Below are 18,490 nucleotides of genomic sequence, written 5' to 3'. Positions count from 1 at the left end.
TCATTTACAAATTATTTATTAACTCTCCTTCTTAAATTATCAACTAATATTTTACAGCACTTTTGCAACAGCAATTTTCGTAAGAGTATCCGCTTTTTCTCGCCCTTCAATACCACTTACTTCTGCCATTAATTCATTTGCCACCCGTTCTCTATCATACTTCAATCGTTCTAACATCGGCTTATGCTTTATTTCAAAACTCTTAAATATATCATCCCAAGTAAGCGCATATACTTCACAATTATCAACTTGGAATACTAACCCAACTTTTCCTTTATCTTCAAATGCTTTATATTGGCTTTTAACATAATCATCTACTTCTTTACATACAGCGATAAACTTCCATTTCCGTAATTCACTATTGAATTGAGGCTGTCTCCTAACGTAATCCATATAATCTTCTATTTGGCGTAATATTTTTTTCGTTAACAGAACTTTCGGTGCTTTCAATTCAACAACAATATTTTCTTCCAGAGTTGTTTCAAATGTTGTTTCGATATTTCGCGTATTACACAGAAAAATGTCCATACGTCGTTCATTTTCCGCATCTGAATTTAATTTTGCTGTAATATCCTCTTCTCCATACAAAATATTCCTATACTGCTCCAATGCCTTTTGCATTCTCTGATCAGCACTTGCCAAATTATGCTGTTCACCAAAAAGCCAAAAATGTCGTTCTACAATCTTCTGCACATGATCACGTTCATTTGCAAACTTTGTCAAATCATACACAATACTTTTTAATAATTCTATTACTTTGTACCTATCCTCAATAAACTTGATAGTATCAATGATATTCTCCAAAGATGTCTTTTTTAATATCATTGAAAAATCAGATCTCTGTTGAGGTGATAATTCCACAACCTGCTCTATTATAGTTAAAACATTTTCTCTCTCTTCAGAACTCAAAAGCAAATTCAAAAAACCTAATAACGATTTTTCTTGAATTTGTTTTAATTTATGAAAAATTAGTGGCTCCAATTTAAAAATTTCTTTTGTTACCCTCTTCAAATCATTCTTACGCATTTGTCCATATACATCTTTTGGAAATTCCGGAAACGTTTTTCTTTCTGTTATCATTGCTTCGACCGCTTCTTCTGCCTTATCCGATAAATATACACTGATTTTTTTCTCAATAAGCATTTGAATCTCTTTATGCAATTTTTTCAGAATCTTTTTCTCATCTGGATGTTCGAACATATTAATTTGGGTATCATCATGATCGCTTATAACATTTTCCTTATCATCAAAAAATTCTGACTTCACAAACACACTATGATTAAAATTAATCGTATTCCGATTAAAAGTTGTAGTTCGCTTTCCTTTCAGCACGTTCTTGTTATCAAAATAATAACAACAGAATTTTTCAGAAATTGATTCCTGCCATACAACTAAGTTAATCTCAAATCTATATCCTTCAATTGTAACCATAGATTTTTCGCTCAACTCTGTGTTTATATACTTTTCATAATCAATCTTTTCATCATTAACTACTATTTCTACATTCTTATTTTTATATAGGTACAAAAACCAAGCAAAATCTTTAAGTAATGCTGGCTCAATTATTTCAAAGCCCATATTCTCCGCAGTTAATGTATTTATATTGGTAAATTTCACTTCTGTTCCTGTTTCTTGTCTGTCAGATAACTGTGGTTCAGAACAGTCAATAACCTCTTTTTTATCACTGGACATATTAATATCATATTCTTTATAAACATTGTTATCTTTATAAACAGTATGCCACTCTGCATTACTTGAAAAAGCAATAAAAGAGAATCGCCCTTTCCCTTTATTTGCCTTAGATTTCATTTGTAATGACAGTAAATTCTTCTTTGATGCCAGAAAAGCACCAAATGTCTCCTCCAATTCATCGTAATTTATTCCATCACCGTTGTCCTTTATAATTAATTCCTTAACTCCAAACGCTTCGTTAAGTGTATATTCTATACTAACTCTTTTAGCATTAGCCTCAAAACCATTCCAAATATATTCACTTATAGCAGCTTTGTAATCACTTGTAATTCCAGAAGAATCAATACTCTGATTTTTAACGCTTACAGGTATAATCATAATATTCGCCTCCCATATCATAAGTATACCATTATTTTTAATGGTACGCTCATGATTTTAAATCACCTCAAAGTGCTTCAACGCATCCTTTATCGCTTCCACTTTCTCCGCTGTCGGATGCTTCCTCGACTGTTTCAATTCTTCTACCGCATTAGGAGCATCGTACATTGGCAAGCCTAAATCTCTCTTTACCTCTGCGATATATGCGGTATGTACTTTGAAACCGTATTTAGCTTCTATGTACTCCTTTATCATTTTGTAGGTCACTCGCTCTTTGGGCTTGTAACTTTCCGCTCTTTTAGCAATATTATCAAGTGGAACTTTTCCCTCACCCTCGCCAAACTCAACTTTTACGTTGATATGTCCGTCTGGCTTTTTGTGGGAAAGCAGTACTACCGTCTCCACATGGCACGATACCTTCTGATTGATGTCAGGTTTTGTGCCCGTTCGCGGAAATATATCCTGTTAAAACGGAAACATGTCCACAGCTTCTGAAACCGCGCATTCACAGCTACAAACAGATGCAATCTGTGGCAAAAATGACATCCATACCACGGTCTTGACTGTTGAAGTCTACGGGAACAAGTCGGTATAAGGCCTTTTCTACCTATGATAATGCAAGGCAAGTTTACACTGCTACCACCTGCCACTGTCTCGACCATTGAGACAGTGAAGGCCGTTCAACTTCTACACAATCCATCCGCTCTGACCGATGATTAGCCATACACTCTCAGGGAGTTGAGTTGCCGGATTTCACCGTCTCGACCTGGTATCCTGTCATCTTTTTATCGGTATCGCATATGCCCCAACTTCCATTAGATTTGAACTATCCGGAAATTCCGAATAGTTCATTTAAACTAATTTGTGAATCGGGTAAATACTGTTTTTCCAATTTCACCCTGTGAATAACCACTACCAGCAGTTATCCAAAATTATCAGATAACTGAAGCTTCTTATAATTATGAGTTATTCGAATTTTTCGAATGACTGAATCCTGTTGCAGATAAATGCTATAAATAAACCTTTCCTTATTTTTCAAGCAATTTTATCATTCGCTGAACAATATGTTCAACCTGTCCGGATTCCACTCTCTGATCAAAAGCACCATTACAAAAATGATCTTCTCGCAATAGCATCGTCAACAAAGCTGAACACAAATCATAGTCAGCGCATTCCAGGCGTTTTAACTCTTCGTTACAATTTACAGGCTCTGTGGTCATATAATCCCAGTAGTTTGTTTTTAGGTCACCAGTCTCTTCAAGCACCTCATAGCTATTGGTAACATTTATATTTGAGAGCAACTGCCTAAACTTCATTATCTTTTCTTCGTTTGTCATCCCTTGCTCCTCTCCGGTAAATCAAAGTGCGTTTCCGCAATGGTATTCAGTTGCTTAGCAATATCCGCAAAAGGCTTATTCAAGTCTAATGTTCTGACGGTAATCTGGTTACCGTGCATTTGATACACGTTGTCCGGTTGAATCTCTTCTTCCGTTTTTGCATACAGCAACATCCCGGAAACCTTATGATCTTCATCTCCAAATTCATAATCGCGATTCTTCACATACGTGAATATCTGGTACATATTATTTGAATGGAGCGTATGTTTGTCATACTGCGTTTGAGTTGTATGACTATAATATTTCGCATCAATAATCAGTACGGTATTACCTTTTTGCAGATGAATATCACTCTGCATTACCGGTAGCATCGTTCTGATTCCGTCGTCCACAGACCAAGGTATCTGAGAGGCACTGACTGACAGCTCAGGAAAATGCTTACTGTAATATTCAAGAATAAATTTCTCATACAGCCTACACATGCGTTGCTCATCCACAAATGATGCAAGCATATACTCTCCAGCATCTGTTGTGATAAGCATACCCTCAATTATCAGCTGGCAAATACTTATAAGCATCCTGTAAGTCTGATTATTTCGCTGAAATCTAATAAATGACCACCGTATGGAGGTTGGCTCAAGCGTATCAACGTCGGAAAAGAATAACATCTTCTTTTTCAAATCATCCTTGTACTCCGCCTTAACCTTTGCATTTCGCAGTAACAGCATAACCGTCGTCTTAATTATTTGATTGAAAAGATTATTCTCAGACAACTCATCATAATCACATGTCAGTAACTGCTTACGTACCAGTCGATTCTTAATTGTTCCTGGCATGTTAATCTTTCCGCGCATTACCGGGAGTTCCTCCTGACGGTTTATATACTCCCGGTAGAGGCCTTGTTTCAGCTGAATTCCAATCCCTCTTGCAAGAATCGCAGCCAATAAATCATACATCTCGTCAAACGATTCAACTGCTACATCATCGTAGTTTTCCTGATTCAACGTTTGAAAAGCATAGGACAGCATATAATATATATTTTTGATGAATATGCTCTTATCTTTTGTCATTGAAATACACCGTGCAAGATGTTCTCCCACCGCTGTAACTTTGAACTTTCATCAAACCAGTATTCACTGAGCATCGGTAAAATATCAAAATCAACAACGTCCTTCATCCATTCTTCTGTGCAGTCATCCGCATTACAGAAATAGCTATGCCCTATGCAGAAGCCTTTACCCAGAGACTTATCCTGAGCTATTTCCTTGTTGAGTTCCTTAATACGCTCAATGAGAGTGTTGAATGTTTCATTTGCAAAGCTATTCTGATAATTGATAAATCCCTCCGAATCAAAGCCTGGTTCCATATCGAAAAAGCTGAATCTACGTCTTAATGCATAATCAATCATTGCCAGACTTCGGTCTGCGGTATTCATCATTCCGATAATATGTAATCTCTTAGGAACCGAAAAGCTCAGGCCATTATATGCAAGCGTTGCTTTTTTATCTCGATAATCTGCCTCTATCAGCATCAGCAGTTCTCCGAAAATCTTACTCATATTTCCACGGTTGATTTCATCTATGATGAAGAAATAGTCTTTATCTGGATGGTTTGCAGCCTTTTGGCAAAAACGATAGAAAATACCATATTTTAGTTCAAATCCATTTTCCACAGGCTTATAGCCCATCATGAAATCTTCATAAGAATAATTCTGATGGAACTGAACAAATTCGATACGGTCATCATCTTTTTCACCCATCACAGAGTAGGCTAACCTTTTAGCTGCAAATGTCTTTCCAACTCCTGGTGCTCCTTGCAGAATAATGTTCTTTTTCTTTTTCAGAACCGCTGCAAGCCTATCGTATTTGGCTTCTGTCATATAGACTTCTCTTAAAAAATCTGTTTTCGTATATTCGGTATTGCCTTTCCCTGAGGGAGCCGGATTTTCCTCTCGGATCATGTCGATGATAAAATCATATTCTCCACGTGTAAGCTTAAACAAGCTACCCTGTGTCATAGAGAAATATTCCATCTTCTCAAGCTCTGAGCATTCTTTCAACGTCGAAAAATCAATAGGAGAGGAAAGGCCTTCTACTTTCTCAAAATAGATTTTTTGCCCATCTTGCTCCGCACTAACGCGCAGAATTGCAACGATCTGCTTTACTGGTGTTGATTCATAACCAATTACCATATCGCCGGCCTTAGCATCTAAGAAGTTCTGAAAAATCCTGCGTTTATTTCCATTATCGTTATAAAGGGTATAGTCCTGAACCTCACCAATTGGCATACTGGACATACTCCATATTTTAGGATTTGCATTTAAAAACCAGTAGCGCAAACCTGATGCATCATTCTTCAGAAGTTCTTCTTTTGTAATGTCAAAATAAGGCTTTAAGATATAGTCTTCAAAGAGCTGTGTTTCACTTTTAGGAACAACAATGCAAGTCGAGTTCTCGTTTGGCGTCCACCACTTTTTATTTCCAGAATAGGCACTTGTATCACGAGACTCCGTAATAACCGTATAACTTCTCTCATACCAGCCATCCTGCTTTTCTGGATTTTCATTTACTTCATCCGAATCAATACGTCCCAAAAGCCGTATGCTGTTTCCACGGCACAAATAGAAGAAATCACCTTTCTTCATTGTAGCCATAAAATCTTCGCCCTGAGATACTTTTGATTTACCCTTTGCAGCTGTATCCTTATGTACCACAATTACTTGTCTTTTTTCAAATGCTGCTGCCTCTACATCAGAAATACAGTCATTACCATGGCTTATCTTCCAGAAATTAGGCTCTAAATTTGCATACAAATTCACCTTAGACAAATCAACTCGTCCAAGAGCTTCTGCAAGCTCATCTCTAAGCTTCCAAACATAAGATCCTTCTTCATCCTTTTTGGCTGCTTTGCCAACATAAAGAACTGGCCACCATTTACTTTCATCGTTATCCCGCGACATGATTGGGCAGTTTGTTTTATTTACAATCCTTCTGGCCAACGCTGATGATCCTGAATTATAGAAATTCTTGCTTTCACCGTATTTTATCGCAAGCTGAGTGCAGGTAGCCTTCCCTCCATAATCAAGAATGCGCTTCATTATTTCAAGGCTACTGTCTGTAAATATATCCGCATCATTAAGCAATACTTCCCAATCATCGACTGATAATGCAGGAGTATAATCTGTCGGCCACCATTCATCTGATGTCGGTGCAGATTCATCTTTATTAAGGTATCGACTTATAAAGAATCCAACATCAATTGTCAGTGTTTTTAATTCTGGATCTGGATAGCACGTTCCCGTTATTTGTGATGCAAGCATATTTTTGAGTTCTTCATCTTGCTTCAACTCGTCACAGATTTCATTATAGAAAGCAAAAAAATTACGAATGTTATCTGCATACGCACCCTTTTTGAACGTATAATCGCTTTCCAGCTCATTAGAAACTGCCTTGATCTCTGTAAGTTTATAAATGTAATATTTATCCGGATAACGCAGCCACAAATAGGTGCATATTGCATTCTCATACTGATAATGCTGTGCCGCACCATTGCCATATCTTTCGAGAAGGCTATTCGATTTCTGCTTGAAAGAGTCAATACGTTCATACACATCTTTGCCTTCATCAAAGAGCTCGATGAACATTGCTCTGACTTCTTCCTGTGCTATCTCCGCAAACTTAATAATCATTTTGGCCGGAAAGTTATTTACTGAAGCCAGCAGATTGCCTGTCTGCGATAACGCCTTTGTAAGCATTGCCGCAAAATCATCCGCATTAACATCCCAGTTCACCTGAAAGCATTTTACAGCTTCCCACTTATATTTTTCATCCGGCCACTGTGTCTGTATAAATCGTTTCTTGTATTCAACAAGCGCTGACTTTAATCGCATTTTATTGAACATTGCAAATCACCACCTTATCATTTTGCATTCCGAAGACTCTTGTATATCTCAGCTGAGAAAATACCAAGAACCTGCCGCTTCATCTCATCATTGGAGAGAAGCATGGAGAAGAAGTCCTGATTCTGTGACAATCCCTCAATCAAAGCGTCGTCAATATCATCAAAATAGGAAAACTCAAAATCCTGCTGCGTATTGTTGCGTGCACTTGTCTTCAACTTTTCTGACTTCATCAAGATATCACGAATTTGTAGCATCGCTCTAACCACTAAATCATTGTCATAATTCTTACCAGTGCGGCTGTTAATTTCATCGATGATCTCAGATAGTCTCTTTTCCTTGTCTTCTGTCAGTCCAAAGTGTTCTGCTGTCGGAAGCTTCATAACCGGATCGGCAACGAGATCAGCCGACTTATGCTCTTCGCCCTTCTTCTGTACGAAATTAGTAGCCTTAATCTTTCCATCCAGATTAAAACCGCCGCCTGGATGTTTGATGTTAATATAAGCCAGCAGATAGGATACAAAGTTATATTTCTTATGTAAATCTGTATCTTCAAAGCTGGACACCTGCAGCAGAAATTCATAGAAGCGAACAAAGCTTCTCATATCAGCTACGCACTGGCGTTGTGTATTGTATTCATAATGTTCAATCAGCTTCTTGCTCTTCTGAAGGAAAAAGGTCAATCTCTGTTTCTGCTTACCATTCACTTTGTCGGCATACAGGATATCGTTAGCCGCTTCGATATCAGCCGGATCTAATATGCCATAAGCATCAATCTTAGCTTCCAGATCATATACCGCACTCGGTGTTACAGAATTGGCCAGTAATGTCGTTGTATAATATGGTGCGAAAGCAGATTTGATATCTTCATAGCTATTTACAAAATCTAGCACGAACGTCTTTTTATCATAAGGTGCACAGATACGGTTTAACCGGGACAATGTCTGTACCGCATTGACACCTTTCAGCTTTTTCAGAACATACATGGCGCAGAGTTTCGGCTGGTCAAATCCGGTCTGATATTTATTTGCTACCAGTAGAACCTGATATTTATCCGTATCAAATTCCTTTGTAAGACGATCCTCCGGAAATCCATTCAAAGAGCTTTCCGTATACTCCTGCTCATCATCCGGAAGCTTTACTTTTCCAGAGAAAGCCACCAATGCATGAATGCCCTCGTATCCTTTCTTCGCAATGTAATCTTCAAATGCCTGACGATACTTTACTGCGCTCTGACGAGAAGCGGTAATTACCATTGCCTTAGCCTGACCGCCTAATTCCTGCATGACCGTGGTGCGAAAATGTTCTACAATCACTTCTACACGCTGCGCAATATTGGTATCATGCAATTCTATGAAACGTGCAATCTGGCGCTTCGCATCATTGGTCTTACAGCGCGGATCATCCTCAATTTCTTTGTTAATCTGATAGAACGTTGAATACTCCGTATAGTTCTGCAGTACATCCAGGATAAATCCCTCTTCAATCGCCTGCTTCATGGAATATACATGAAATGCTTCCTTCTGGCCCTTTGTGTTCTGATGCCCAAAAAGCTGTATGGTAGTAGGCTTCGGTGTTGCTGTAAAAGCAAACATAGACACATTGGCCTGCTTACCATTCCGCTTGATTTCGCTGGAAATCATATCTTCCACATCCGCTTCCGTATCTTCTCCGGATCCAAGCGTCATCGTGATAGCAGCCATATCTTTACCGGCTGTCGAAGAATGCGCCTCGTCAATGATGACGGCAAACCGCTTGTTCTTCAAATTAGCTACACTATCAACGATATATGGGAATTTCTGAATCGTTGTTGCAATAATCTTTGTATTGCCATTCAACGCAATCGCCAGGTCCGCGGACACACACTTATCATCCATCACACGGATGAGTCCTGCCTTGTGTTCCATACCCATGATGGCTTTCTGCAGCTGCCTATCTACAACAACTCGGTCTGTAACAATAACAACATTGTCAAAAATAATCCTGTTGTTTGGATCATGCAGTGAAGTTAACCGGTGTGCCAGCCACGCAATGGAGTTGGTCTTTCCGGATCCAGCGCTATGCTGAATCAGATAATTCTGTGCTGTTCCATTCTCACGTACATCTGCCAGTATCTTACGTATAACATCCAGCTGATGATAACGTGGAAAAATCAGATTTTCCGAGCGCTTCACTTTTCCGGTTTCTTCATCGACCTTTTCTTTTACTTCCACAAAGATAAACTTGCTGATCAAATCGAGAATCGTATCCTTGGTAAGGATATCCTCCCACATATAGGACACACTGTATTTATCTTTAAATGCCGGATTCCCAGCCCCTGCAGTAACACCATGACCATTCCCCATGTTAAAAGGCAAAAAGAATGTAGCCTGACCATCAAGCTTTGTGGTCATATATACTTCTTCTAAATCCATAGCAAAATTCACAAGAGTTCCCGCTTTGAACCGGAAAAGTCTTGTCTTTGGATTTCGGTCAGTACGGAACTGATAGATGGCATCCTGATAAGACTGACCCGCCGCATTACATTTCAGCTCAAAAGCCATAATTGCCAGACCATTCAGGAAAATAACCACATCGATTCTTTCCTTGTCGCTGGCCCAGACCTCCTCCATCACAGAGAAAATATTCTGGCTGTATTTCTTCGTCAATTCCGGATTAAAGGTAGTCGCGGGCTTCGTATACATGAGCTCAATCTTCTGATTCGAAAGCTCAATGCCATGCTTCAGCACCTCAATCAGGCTGCCACGTGTCTTCGTAGTCTCCGCATTGATGAAGCTGACAATCGTCTCTTCCAGATCATCTTTGTAAATCTTGCGCAGATACTCCATGGTATCCGATTGAGTATCATTCAGAAACTTAAAGAGCATCTCTCGATCCACGGCATAATAACGGTCAAAATTCGCGGCTTTACGGACTACAAAACCATTGTCCTTCTCCAAACGCTCCAGCAAAAATTTCTGGTATTCCTTCTCAGAGAGAATGGATGCCTGATGGATCAGGCGCTTATGGTATTCTGAGGCTCTTTTTGCAGTCCCATCTGCATCCTGTTGTTCCACATGAAGCTCAAGTATATTTTTATCATTCATTCGCTTTAAGCCTCCTCTCTGATCCATCTGCCGGTTTTCAAATTGATAAACTCATCCAACTTGATTTTTCCTTCAAAATCCGCCCCATATTCACCGGCACGAGTCTGGTCATCAAACTTGAAGCTGTTGTTATAGTATCTACCGGTCTTAGTTTTCCGAATCAGATCATTGTCCATCATAAACTGAATCACACGCTTATGATTCTCAATGTCATCACCATTCAAGTAAAAGCAAACCACTCCCGTCGGAGCAAGCTGCACTTCCATGTCGGTACACTTGCACTCATAGCATACGTGCTCCGTAATGGCCTTCTCGCATATCTGCTGTGCAAAGGACTGATCTTCAAAAAAGTACATCCACTTGCCGCATTTGTGTTTTTCGAGCTTGCCCTCTTCACCAGAAAGATACCAGTACCATCCACCTTGTCTGATCATATAGCTGGCACCTCCTTCTTTCCTGTGACGTATTCGTAAATCAGAGATTTCTTATATTCGTCCAGCGTTTCTATCTGGGATTTCTTTTCAGTAATTACAGCATCCGTTTTTTCTAAAGTTGCGTCTATGTACTCACCAATGGCAATCTGTTCTTCTATGTTTGGAACTGGATATGGCAAATCAGCAAGCTTATTCCACCTAAGATCACATGAACGTACACGGATGCCCGTGGCCAATGCGACAAAAACATCACTATAAGCCATACTCCGAAGGTAATACATGATATATCTCTTGTTTTGCTTGGTATCCATCACATTGAGAACTGGTGATGCCTTTCCTCTGGAATCTGATATACCAATAGCACCTGCAAAACCGTCCATACCATGCACTACAAGATCACCTACATCAATACCCTGATAGCCAATTTCTTTATCAGACATCGTAAACCCATCCTCGCGACGATTACTTCTTAAAGTAACTTCGCCATCCCTAAAGCAGGTAATAACACCATCATCCTTTTTAACTGGTTTCTGCAAATATTTGAGAAGGTATTTTCCTCTAATAATGTTCCATGTAGCTGGAATCTCGCCAATCCACTCAATTCCACTATCCTTCATCTCCACATCTGGATTCAGCCCTTTAGTTACGGCTTCCGTAATCACGGAACGCTTATATTGCTCCAATGTATCAATCTGCATTTGAATATCTGCTGTAAGAGCATCTATCTCGGCGCACTTAGCGTCAAGGAAATCCGCTATTGATACCTGCTCTGCATAACTCGGCTCGAATACCATAAGCTTTGAAAATTCAGAATAGTTCAATCCTTGTCGTACACCATTTCCCATGTTGTAAAACACTTTCATTACGTCATAAGCATGAAGTAAATAATGAAAATATCTCGAATCAACATGTTTAATAGGGCACAGATCTATATATGCAGAAGTGATAATTCCATGTTCTTTTACCAACCCTGTTCTCAGGCTTCGTTTGTCATTCTGTAAATCTGTAGGACGAATGATTATATCGTCTGCTTCCACTATGTTGTATGTGTTAAAGCTTTCTGGTAACAATCCACCGTTTGCATTTATATCTTTTCTTATAACACGACCATAGCTCAGAGACAGAAGATTATTCTCATTTCCAAGGCTATTTTTATTTTTTCTCTCTCCGAAATAACTATAAACAGGATGTATGTCCCATGTAGCCGGAATCCCTCCAATCCACTCAATCCCACTATCTTTCATTTCACGCATATCATCACCGCCTTACTCGAACAACTTTGACACACGTTCAGAAACTGAAAGCTCCAGATCCATAAACTTCACTTCCAGTTCTTCGCTTGGTGTCGGCTGCTGATACTTATAGAAGTAGCGTGTAAACGGAATCTCTGCGCCAGTCTTTATGACTGGTTTCTTTTTGCCCAGATCCTCTTCAAAGAATGCCTTAGCATCCGGGACATGCGGCAGTACTTCTCTCGCCATATAATCGTCGATGCTTTCTTCCCATTTCACCAGTTCTGTATCTTTGGTTTCCTTATCAAAGAGAATATTGCCTTTTTTATCTTTCTGAATTTCAGCATCCTTATCCATGACAGACAAACCATCCGCAATCTTATCAAGCAGTTTCTTGTCTGCTGTTGCATTAACAAGGGCCTTTGTCAGCACCGGCATAAATGCTTTTGGTGAATCATAAACCTGTTCTGATACTGCCGCCTGCATCGCTTCAATGATTGCTTCATAAACCGGCTGGTTGTTCTGGTAATTTTCCAGCTTCTTTAAATCCTTACCGGACAGTTCTTCCATATTCTCCAGTTCATCCACCTTTGTCTGATCGTAAAGAGAAGAAAGAGAGCCCTTTGACAGCATTGCTTCAATTCTCTCTCCGGTAATAGCATAGCTTCTCTGAAGCGGCTGCATCACAGTGTACTCACGATAGATAAACTCTTCGTTTTTATAAATCTTGCAATACTCATTTTCAGCAAAGTCCGCATAGAGTTTTGTAATATCAGTACGATTCTCCGGTGAGATTTCATTTTTCTTATCACCAAGAGCTTTACGTAGCTTGTTATAAAATCCTGACGCGTCGATCAGCTGAATCTTCCCTTTTCTCTCACGTCTCTTATTCTTAGAAAGTACCCAGATGTATGTAGCGATACCTGTGTTGTAGAAAAGATCCGTAGGTAGTGCAATAATTGCCTCAATCAGATCGTTCTCCAACATCCAACGACGGATCTGGCTTTCACCGGAAGCAGTTCCACCAGAGAACAGGGGACTACCATTTTCAATAATCGCAGCACGACCAAAATTGTCATCCATCTTATCTATAGCAGACTGCAAGAACAACATCTGCATATCGCCAGAGCCAGGAAGGCCCGCACCCCAGCGACCGTCGAAGCCTTTTGTATATTCATCATTAACTGCCTGCTCTACGCCTTCTGCTGCATCCTTGCCGCCCCAAGGGGTTCCAAAGGGAGGATTTTCAATAACAAATCGCATCTTGGTTTCCTTGAATCGATCAGCTTTCATCGTGTCCTGATAGCAAATGTTTTCTGCGTTCTGACCTTTAATCATCATCTCAGCCAAGCAGATCGCATATGATTCTGGATTAATTTCCTGACCAAACAGGCGCACATCCGCAGACGGATTATAGCGCTTGATAAAGTTGTAGCTGGTGGAAAGCATACCTCCGGTTCCACAGGCCTGATCCAATACAGTAATGACCTTTCCATCGTCAAAAATATCATCACAGCCTTCTGCCAGCAGAATATTGACCATCAGTTTGATGATGTCTCTGCCGGTATAGTGATCACCGGCCTCAGCATTTTCTGAAAATCTTCTGATCAAATCTTCAAAGATGTATCCCATCTTTACGTTATCGATTGTCACTGGATTCAAATCCAATTCTGAGAAAGCCTTTACAACGCTAAGCAATCTGTTGTTCTTATCCATTTTGTCAATTTGTTTATCAAAATCTAGACTCTTAATAATATCCTGAATATTTGCAGAAAATCCCTGGATGTAGGACTTAAAGTTTGCCGCAAGATGATCGGCATCATTTATCAACTCTGCCAGATCAAACTCACTAGTATTGTAGAAATGGTATCCATCAGCTATACGATACATAGCCTTTGCTGGGTAAGTAGGATTAGCTTTAAACTGCTCTACTACTTTTTGCTTTGTTGGTGCCAATGCGCACTCAAATCTGCGGATGATAACCATCGGAATAATAACATCCTTATATTTGTCACTCTGATATGTACCGCGCAGCTTGTTTGCAATAGACCAGATAAAATTCACCTCTGTAGAAACGTCAATCGGAGAGTCGTCCCACATTGCGTCAATTGTCTGCTTTTCAGCCATTGCTGTATCCTCCATTCATCGGGATCTGATATCCCTGACTAAATTCATTTTAATTCTTATCGTGTCCCATAATCAGGACTCCGTATTCATCATCATTTTGTAATGCTGCTCCTGCTGCATTGCCTCAAAAATCATCTTGAACACTTCTTTTATCTGCTCTGCATCAAATCCCGTTTCTATGATATTGAAACCATCCGCAATCAGTGCCGGACTACTATCAATATAAGAGAGAAGCGCCGACGCCAGTTCGTGTTTCGTATAATCCGGCTTACTACCACTGGTATCTACGAATTTGTCTTTATTATCATCAAGGACAATCTTCTGTAAATCGGCTCCGGCATATCCACAAATCTGGATGAAGTAGTATTCCAGAATGTGATGTACCACATTCGTAAGAGTATTCACGGTCTTCAATTCTTTGTATTCATCCCATAGAGCTGCATAAGAGTTCTGAATCGGATTATAGTTTTCCTCATCCGTCGGTGCTGTGTGGCTTTGTCTTACACAAAGTTTAATATGTGAAATATTATCTGTTTTGCGTATGAGATAGAAAGATGTACTTCTATATTTGTTTACCTGACGTGGCGTTATCTCATTATGGAAATAGACATTGTGAGTCAGAATAAAGATCTGTTTGATAAAGTTACCTTCAATTTTCTGATTCAAATAATCCGTGTTATTCAGACAGATTTCAACCATTTCGCGCACCAGTGCACTTACGATGAGAAGCGCACTGCTATCCATGCTGGAAACCGGATCATCAATCACTACAATCTTATCCTTCACTTCCTTGTCACTGAAACTACCTCTTACAAGGTGGTAAAAATATAAGAAAGCTATGAAATTCCGCTCGCCCTCAGATAATTTCTCAGCAATCGTTCCGTCTGGGCGAATAACCTCGTATGTATTCTGCACATCTTTCTTTGCACGAAGATTAAACCCCTGGAATCCAGAAGTCTTTAATATTTTGTTGATACCCTCAATCGTGGCCTCGGTATTAACAACCTGCTTATTCAAGTTGCTAATTTCAGTTGTGATATTTCCATCCTTTGTTCTCAGATTATTCAGCTCTGTTTTAAGTGCATTTAATTCCTTATCCGCATTAGCAAGCGTATCATTATATTCTTTTACAGCATCTTGAAGCACAAAAGCCAAATACTCCCACACTTCTTTGCTGCATTTTGATTGCTGGTTCTTCTTATCACCCACCAGGGTATTGTGAGCCTCTATCTGAACATTCATCTGATCGATGATGCTGCCGATTTCCAGCAGTAAAGAATCTGTATCCTCAAGCGATGCTACCGTAGTCGGCTCTTTAACCTTGGCCTCAATTCTCTGTGAATTGATGGTAATCGCATCCTTGAAGTTCTTTACCTTTGCCTGATATTCATCTGTATTCAGTCCTGGCAGAACCTCATCAAGATTGCTTTCAAATGTGCGCACTAAACTGCTCATTTCAGATACATAAACTGACTGAAAATTACTGATTGCTACAATATCCTCCTGATACTGAGCATCGAAACATTTGAGCAGATCATCCTCAAATGACACCGGTAATTTTTGCTGGCAGTATGGGCATTTGCCATCCGTTTGTCCAGCATAATGCGTATGACCTTGTCTTACCCAATCGGTTGCATTTAATTTCTTGATAAAGTTTGCAAACGGCGTTTCACTGCTGCTAGCAACAACTTTTCCTATTAAATCAAATCCAGGCAGCGAAGCATAAGAAACTTTTCCTGCCTTAGTGAATTTGCCGTACTGCTTATCATCACCGCCCCAAAGAGTCTTTACTCTTTCTTCAAGTGCAATTCCATCATGATGAACCGGAGTAATCTTTAGAATTTCACCTGCAAACAGAGCTTTCGTCTTCTTACCCTTTATAGCTGCATCAAATGTTGGTCTAAGTGTTTTGCTTTGATTCCAGCAGGCTTCCTGAAATACTCCTAAAGCACCTTCTTTTTCCTTTCTCTTTGATTCAGCTGCTTCGGACTTCTTTTTATACTCTTCCGCAACCGCACTCTTATCAGCTTGAAGGGCCTCTATCTTTTTTTGTACTTCTATATTTGTTTCGCAAACGGTAAATACACCGGCCAGATTGCCATAGTTGGCGAAATTGGCATCAATAAATTCTGTATTGTATGTAAGCACATCATAGTCTGATGCTGACTTGCCATTTTTCCATTCTATTCCTGTATTATCACGAAGAGATCTGGCTATTGTGGATTTTCCCGCACCATTCTTTCCGTAGAAAAAGTTCACGAAAGTCGGCTCAATTACTTCTCCAGTAAAAGTCGCATCGTTTAAGGTTATTCTTTCAATTGCTGATTGCATCTTTGGCTTCATAGAATACACCGCACCTCTTTTCCTTTATTCCTTAATTTTCCCTGTTCTAACCCACTCATCGACTTCGGAAATTTTAAACTTATATCTCTTACCTGCTTTGTAAAAAGGCAGCTTTCCTTCTTTTATCCATGTTCTGACGGTATCCTGGCTGAGACTCAGATGTACTGCTACATCCTCAAGGTTTACCCATTTTTCTACGTTCATTTCTTCGTATTCCTTGCTCATTTTCTACCTCCATTCATTGCTGTCTGCGAGCTGTATTACATAGAGAAAACTTGAATTCCATTTTCTCTTAAAACTTCTACCATATTGATTCTTTTGATTGCCCAATGCATTCGATTAAGCTCATTAAAATTTGAATTTCCCTGCAGACCTAATTCAAATAAAAGCTCATTTAGTTTCTGCTGGGGAATCGAATTCAAAAACTGATAGTATATCTTTATTCCATTATCTTGAACTTTTATATCGGTGATAATTCCATAGTGAGCGTAATGCGCTTCATCTGTTTTCCCATAACTATGGTTTTCAGTGGCTATGATTGTTGGAAACGTTTTTATTTCAGCTATAGCCTCCGGTGTCAGTGCAGCATACTGCTTTTTCAATTCATCTGACGTACTCTCCGTAATAGCTCTCTCTTTATCAACCATCACATGATTTGTTCCATCAAGGACATCTCCAGCGACGACTATCAAATTATAGAAATCGAGATTTAGTGTTACTGCTATCGCGTAACCTTGCTGCATCCCCGGTATAGGATTCGTGATCAGGATTGTAGGCCTATATTCGTTTTTCACATTATCTGCATGAGCAATAAGCGTATTATGATCGCCCGGAAGGTTAATTTCCGTCGGAGTGTTATTTTGTTGAAGCACGGTAGGCTTATTTAACTGAAGCTTATTTTCCATCCTTCTTTCCTCCATAGTAATTATTTACCGTGTCAACATGGTTGTAGAAGCTATTGTTATTGCCGGTAACGTTAAAAGTGAAATTCATTTGTGGAGCTTCTTTTATATCTTGTCCCTCTACATCCGACTGCTGTTCTTCATATGTCTGTTCCTGATCCGCCTCTATTATTTCGACAATTTCCGGATCTTTGCGTTCTGCTTCAATTTCTTCTGCATAAGTCAGTTTCACTTCTTTTTTCCAATCCTCACCCATAGTTCCCACATATGTTCTGGGTGCTCTGTTTTTTGGCGGACACCAGAAATCAAAGGTTTCTTTTCCAATCGTTGCAGGATCGGTACGCATAACACAAAAGTGCAGAATTCCCAGCAAAAATGTCTGAAAGCAAAAACTCTGGCTTTTGATAATATCTGCTTTCGACATGCCCATGCCATCCTGTAAAGCGTAGAATAGCTGGTTTGATTCTATTGAATCATCTTTATCTATCGTATCGATAAGGGCCTTGACCAGCCTCTCGTCTTTTTTTGTACTGTCTTTTACGTGAAGAAACTCATCGCAAAATTCAATCATTCGATTCAACGCAACCCGATAATTTTCTTTTATGCATTTATCAAATGCCGTCAAAGCAACTTTATTGCCAAAAGGAAAATAAGTGCCTCCTTTGTTTTTGCAGCTCTTGTATTCCGACGTATTCCCTTTAATAGTTGTCATCATACTTTCTAGCGGCTCCTGAAAATCAGGCACCAAAACCTTAGATAATCCTATCAATACTTCTGGTTCAGACAGCCCATCCTTCTCTCCCGCGTAATGTTCTCTTACTCCGGCCCGTGGCTTTCTATCCTCAAGCAATAAGGTGAAGAACGTGCCGCCGCAGAGTCTTATATTCTCTCTATTCGTCATTGATTGTCCCTCTTTTTCAAAACACCAACTCTACTAACTCTGCCAACTATGACACGTTAACTCAAGCAACTATTGGATGTCCTTGTGAGCAAATCACAGGGACTTTTTTATTTTGATGCAGGATTTTCTCTGGTACGCAAATCAGATTAAACCCCAATAA

At 39.5% G+C, this 18,490-nt stretch carries 13 protein-coding genes; all 13 read right to left on the bottom strand.

What is annotated here, in order from left to right; translation table 11 throughout:
- Nucleotides 1-51 precede the first annotated feature (51 nt).
- The 13 genes from ACXMYH_RS05685 to ACXMYH_RS05625 all read right to left on the bottom strand — a co-directional run bounded on the left by ACXMYH_RS05685 (nt 52) and on the right by ACXMYH_RS05625 (nt 18,330).
- The gene (locus ACXMYH_RS05685; protein WP_182433483.1) at nt 52-2,070 is read right to left on the bottom strand and encodes an ATP-binding protein; all 2,019 of its coding nucleotides are present in this window, start codon (nt 2,068-2,070) and stop codon (nt 52-54) included.
- Nucleotides 2,071-2,127: 57 nt separating this feature from the next.
- Nucleotides 2,128-2,475, bottom strand: coding sequence for an RNA methyltransferase (locus ACXMYH_RS05680; protein ID WP_243016236.1), 348 nt, complete (start codon nt 2,473-2,475; stop codon nt 2,128-2,130).
- 623 nt (nt 2,476-3,098) lie between these two features.
- Entirely contained in the window at nt 3,099-3,407 is a 309-nt protein-coding gene (locus ACXMYH_RS05675) for a DUF6508 domain-containing protein (RefSeq protein WP_486555678.1), read from the bottom strand.
- Nucleotides 3,404-4,477, bottom strand: coding sequence for a 5-methylcytosine-specific restriction endonuclease system specificity protein McrC (mcrC, locus tag ACXMYH_RS05670; protein WP_486555677.1), 1,074 nt, complete (start codon nt 4,475-4,477; stop codon nt 3,404-3,406). Before mcrC ends, ACXMYH_RS05675 begins: the two co-directional genes overlap by 4 nt.
- Nucleotides 4,474-7,308, bottom strand: coding sequence for an AAA family ATPase (locus tag ACXMYH_RS05665; RefSeq protein WP_486555676.1), 2,835 nt, complete (start codon nt 7,306-7,308; stop codon nt 4,474-4,476). Before ACXMYH_RS05665 ends, mcrC begins: the two co-directional genes overlap by 4 nt.
- A gap of 17 nt (nt 7,309-7,325) precedes the next feature.
- Entirely contained in the window at nt 7,326-10,391 is a 3,066-nt protein-coding gene (locus ACXMYH_RS05660; RefSeq protein ID WP_486555675.1) for a type I restriction endonuclease subunit R, read from the bottom strand.
- A 5-nt stretch (nt 10,392-10,396) separates the two neighbouring features.
- Entirely contained in the window at nt 10,397-10,825 is a 429-nt protein-coding gene (locus ACXMYH_RS05655; RefSeq protein WP_486555674.1) for a hypothetical protein, read from the bottom strand.
- Nucleotides 10,822-12,078 carry a restriction endonuclease subunit S gene (locus ACXMYH_RS05650; RefSeq protein ID WP_486555673.1) on the bottom strand — a complete coding sequence of 419 codons (1,257 nt, stop codon included), beginning with the start codon at nt 12,076-12,078 and terminating at the stop codon, nt 10,822-10,824. Before ACXMYH_RS05650 ends, ACXMYH_RS05655 begins: the two co-directional genes overlap by 4 nt.
- A gap of 12 nt (nt 12,079-12,090) precedes the next feature.
- Nucleotides 12,091-14,184 (bottom strand): type I restriction-modification system subunit M, encoded by a 2,094-nt coding sequence (locus ACXMYH_RS05645; protein ID WP_486555672.1) that lies wholly within the window; start codon nt 14,182-14,184, stop codon nt 12,091-12,093.
- Nucleotides 14,185-14,256: 72 nt separating this feature from the next.
- Nucleotides 14,257-16,527: an AAA family ATPase gene (locus tag ACXMYH_RS05640; RefSeq protein WP_486555671.1), complete on the bottom strand. Its 2,271-nt coding sequence runs from the start codon at nt 16,525-16,527 to the stop codon at nt 14,257-14,259.
- A gap of 24 nt (nt 16,528-16,551) precedes the next feature.
- A complete protein-coding gene (locus ACXMYH_RS05635) occupies nt 16,552-16,752 on the bottom strand; it encodes a helix-turn-helix domain-containing protein (RefSeq protein WP_117567822.1) in 201 nt (66 codons plus the stop codon).
- A 35-nt stretch (nt 16,753-16,787) separates the two neighbouring features.
- A complete protein-coding gene (locus ACXMYH_RS05630; RefSeq protein WP_486555670.1) occupies nt 16,788-17,432 on the bottom strand; it encodes a hypothetical protein in 645 nt (214 codons plus the stop codon).
- On the bottom strand, nt 17,422-18,330 hold the full coding sequence (locus ACXMYH_RS05625; RefSeq protein WP_486555669.1) for a hypothetical protein: 909 nt from the start codon (nt 18,328-18,330) through the stop codon (nt 17,422-17,424). Before ACXMYH_RS05625 ends, ACXMYH_RS05630 begins: the two co-directional genes overlap by 11 nt.
- Nucleotides 18,331-18,490 lie beyond the last annotated feature (160 nt).

It is taken from the genome of Pilosibacter sp. NGB245 (genome assembly GCF_057397225.1).
The sequence above is the reverse complement of the archived record's forward strand: the minus strand, read 5'-3'. Positions and strand labels throughout refer to the sequence as shown.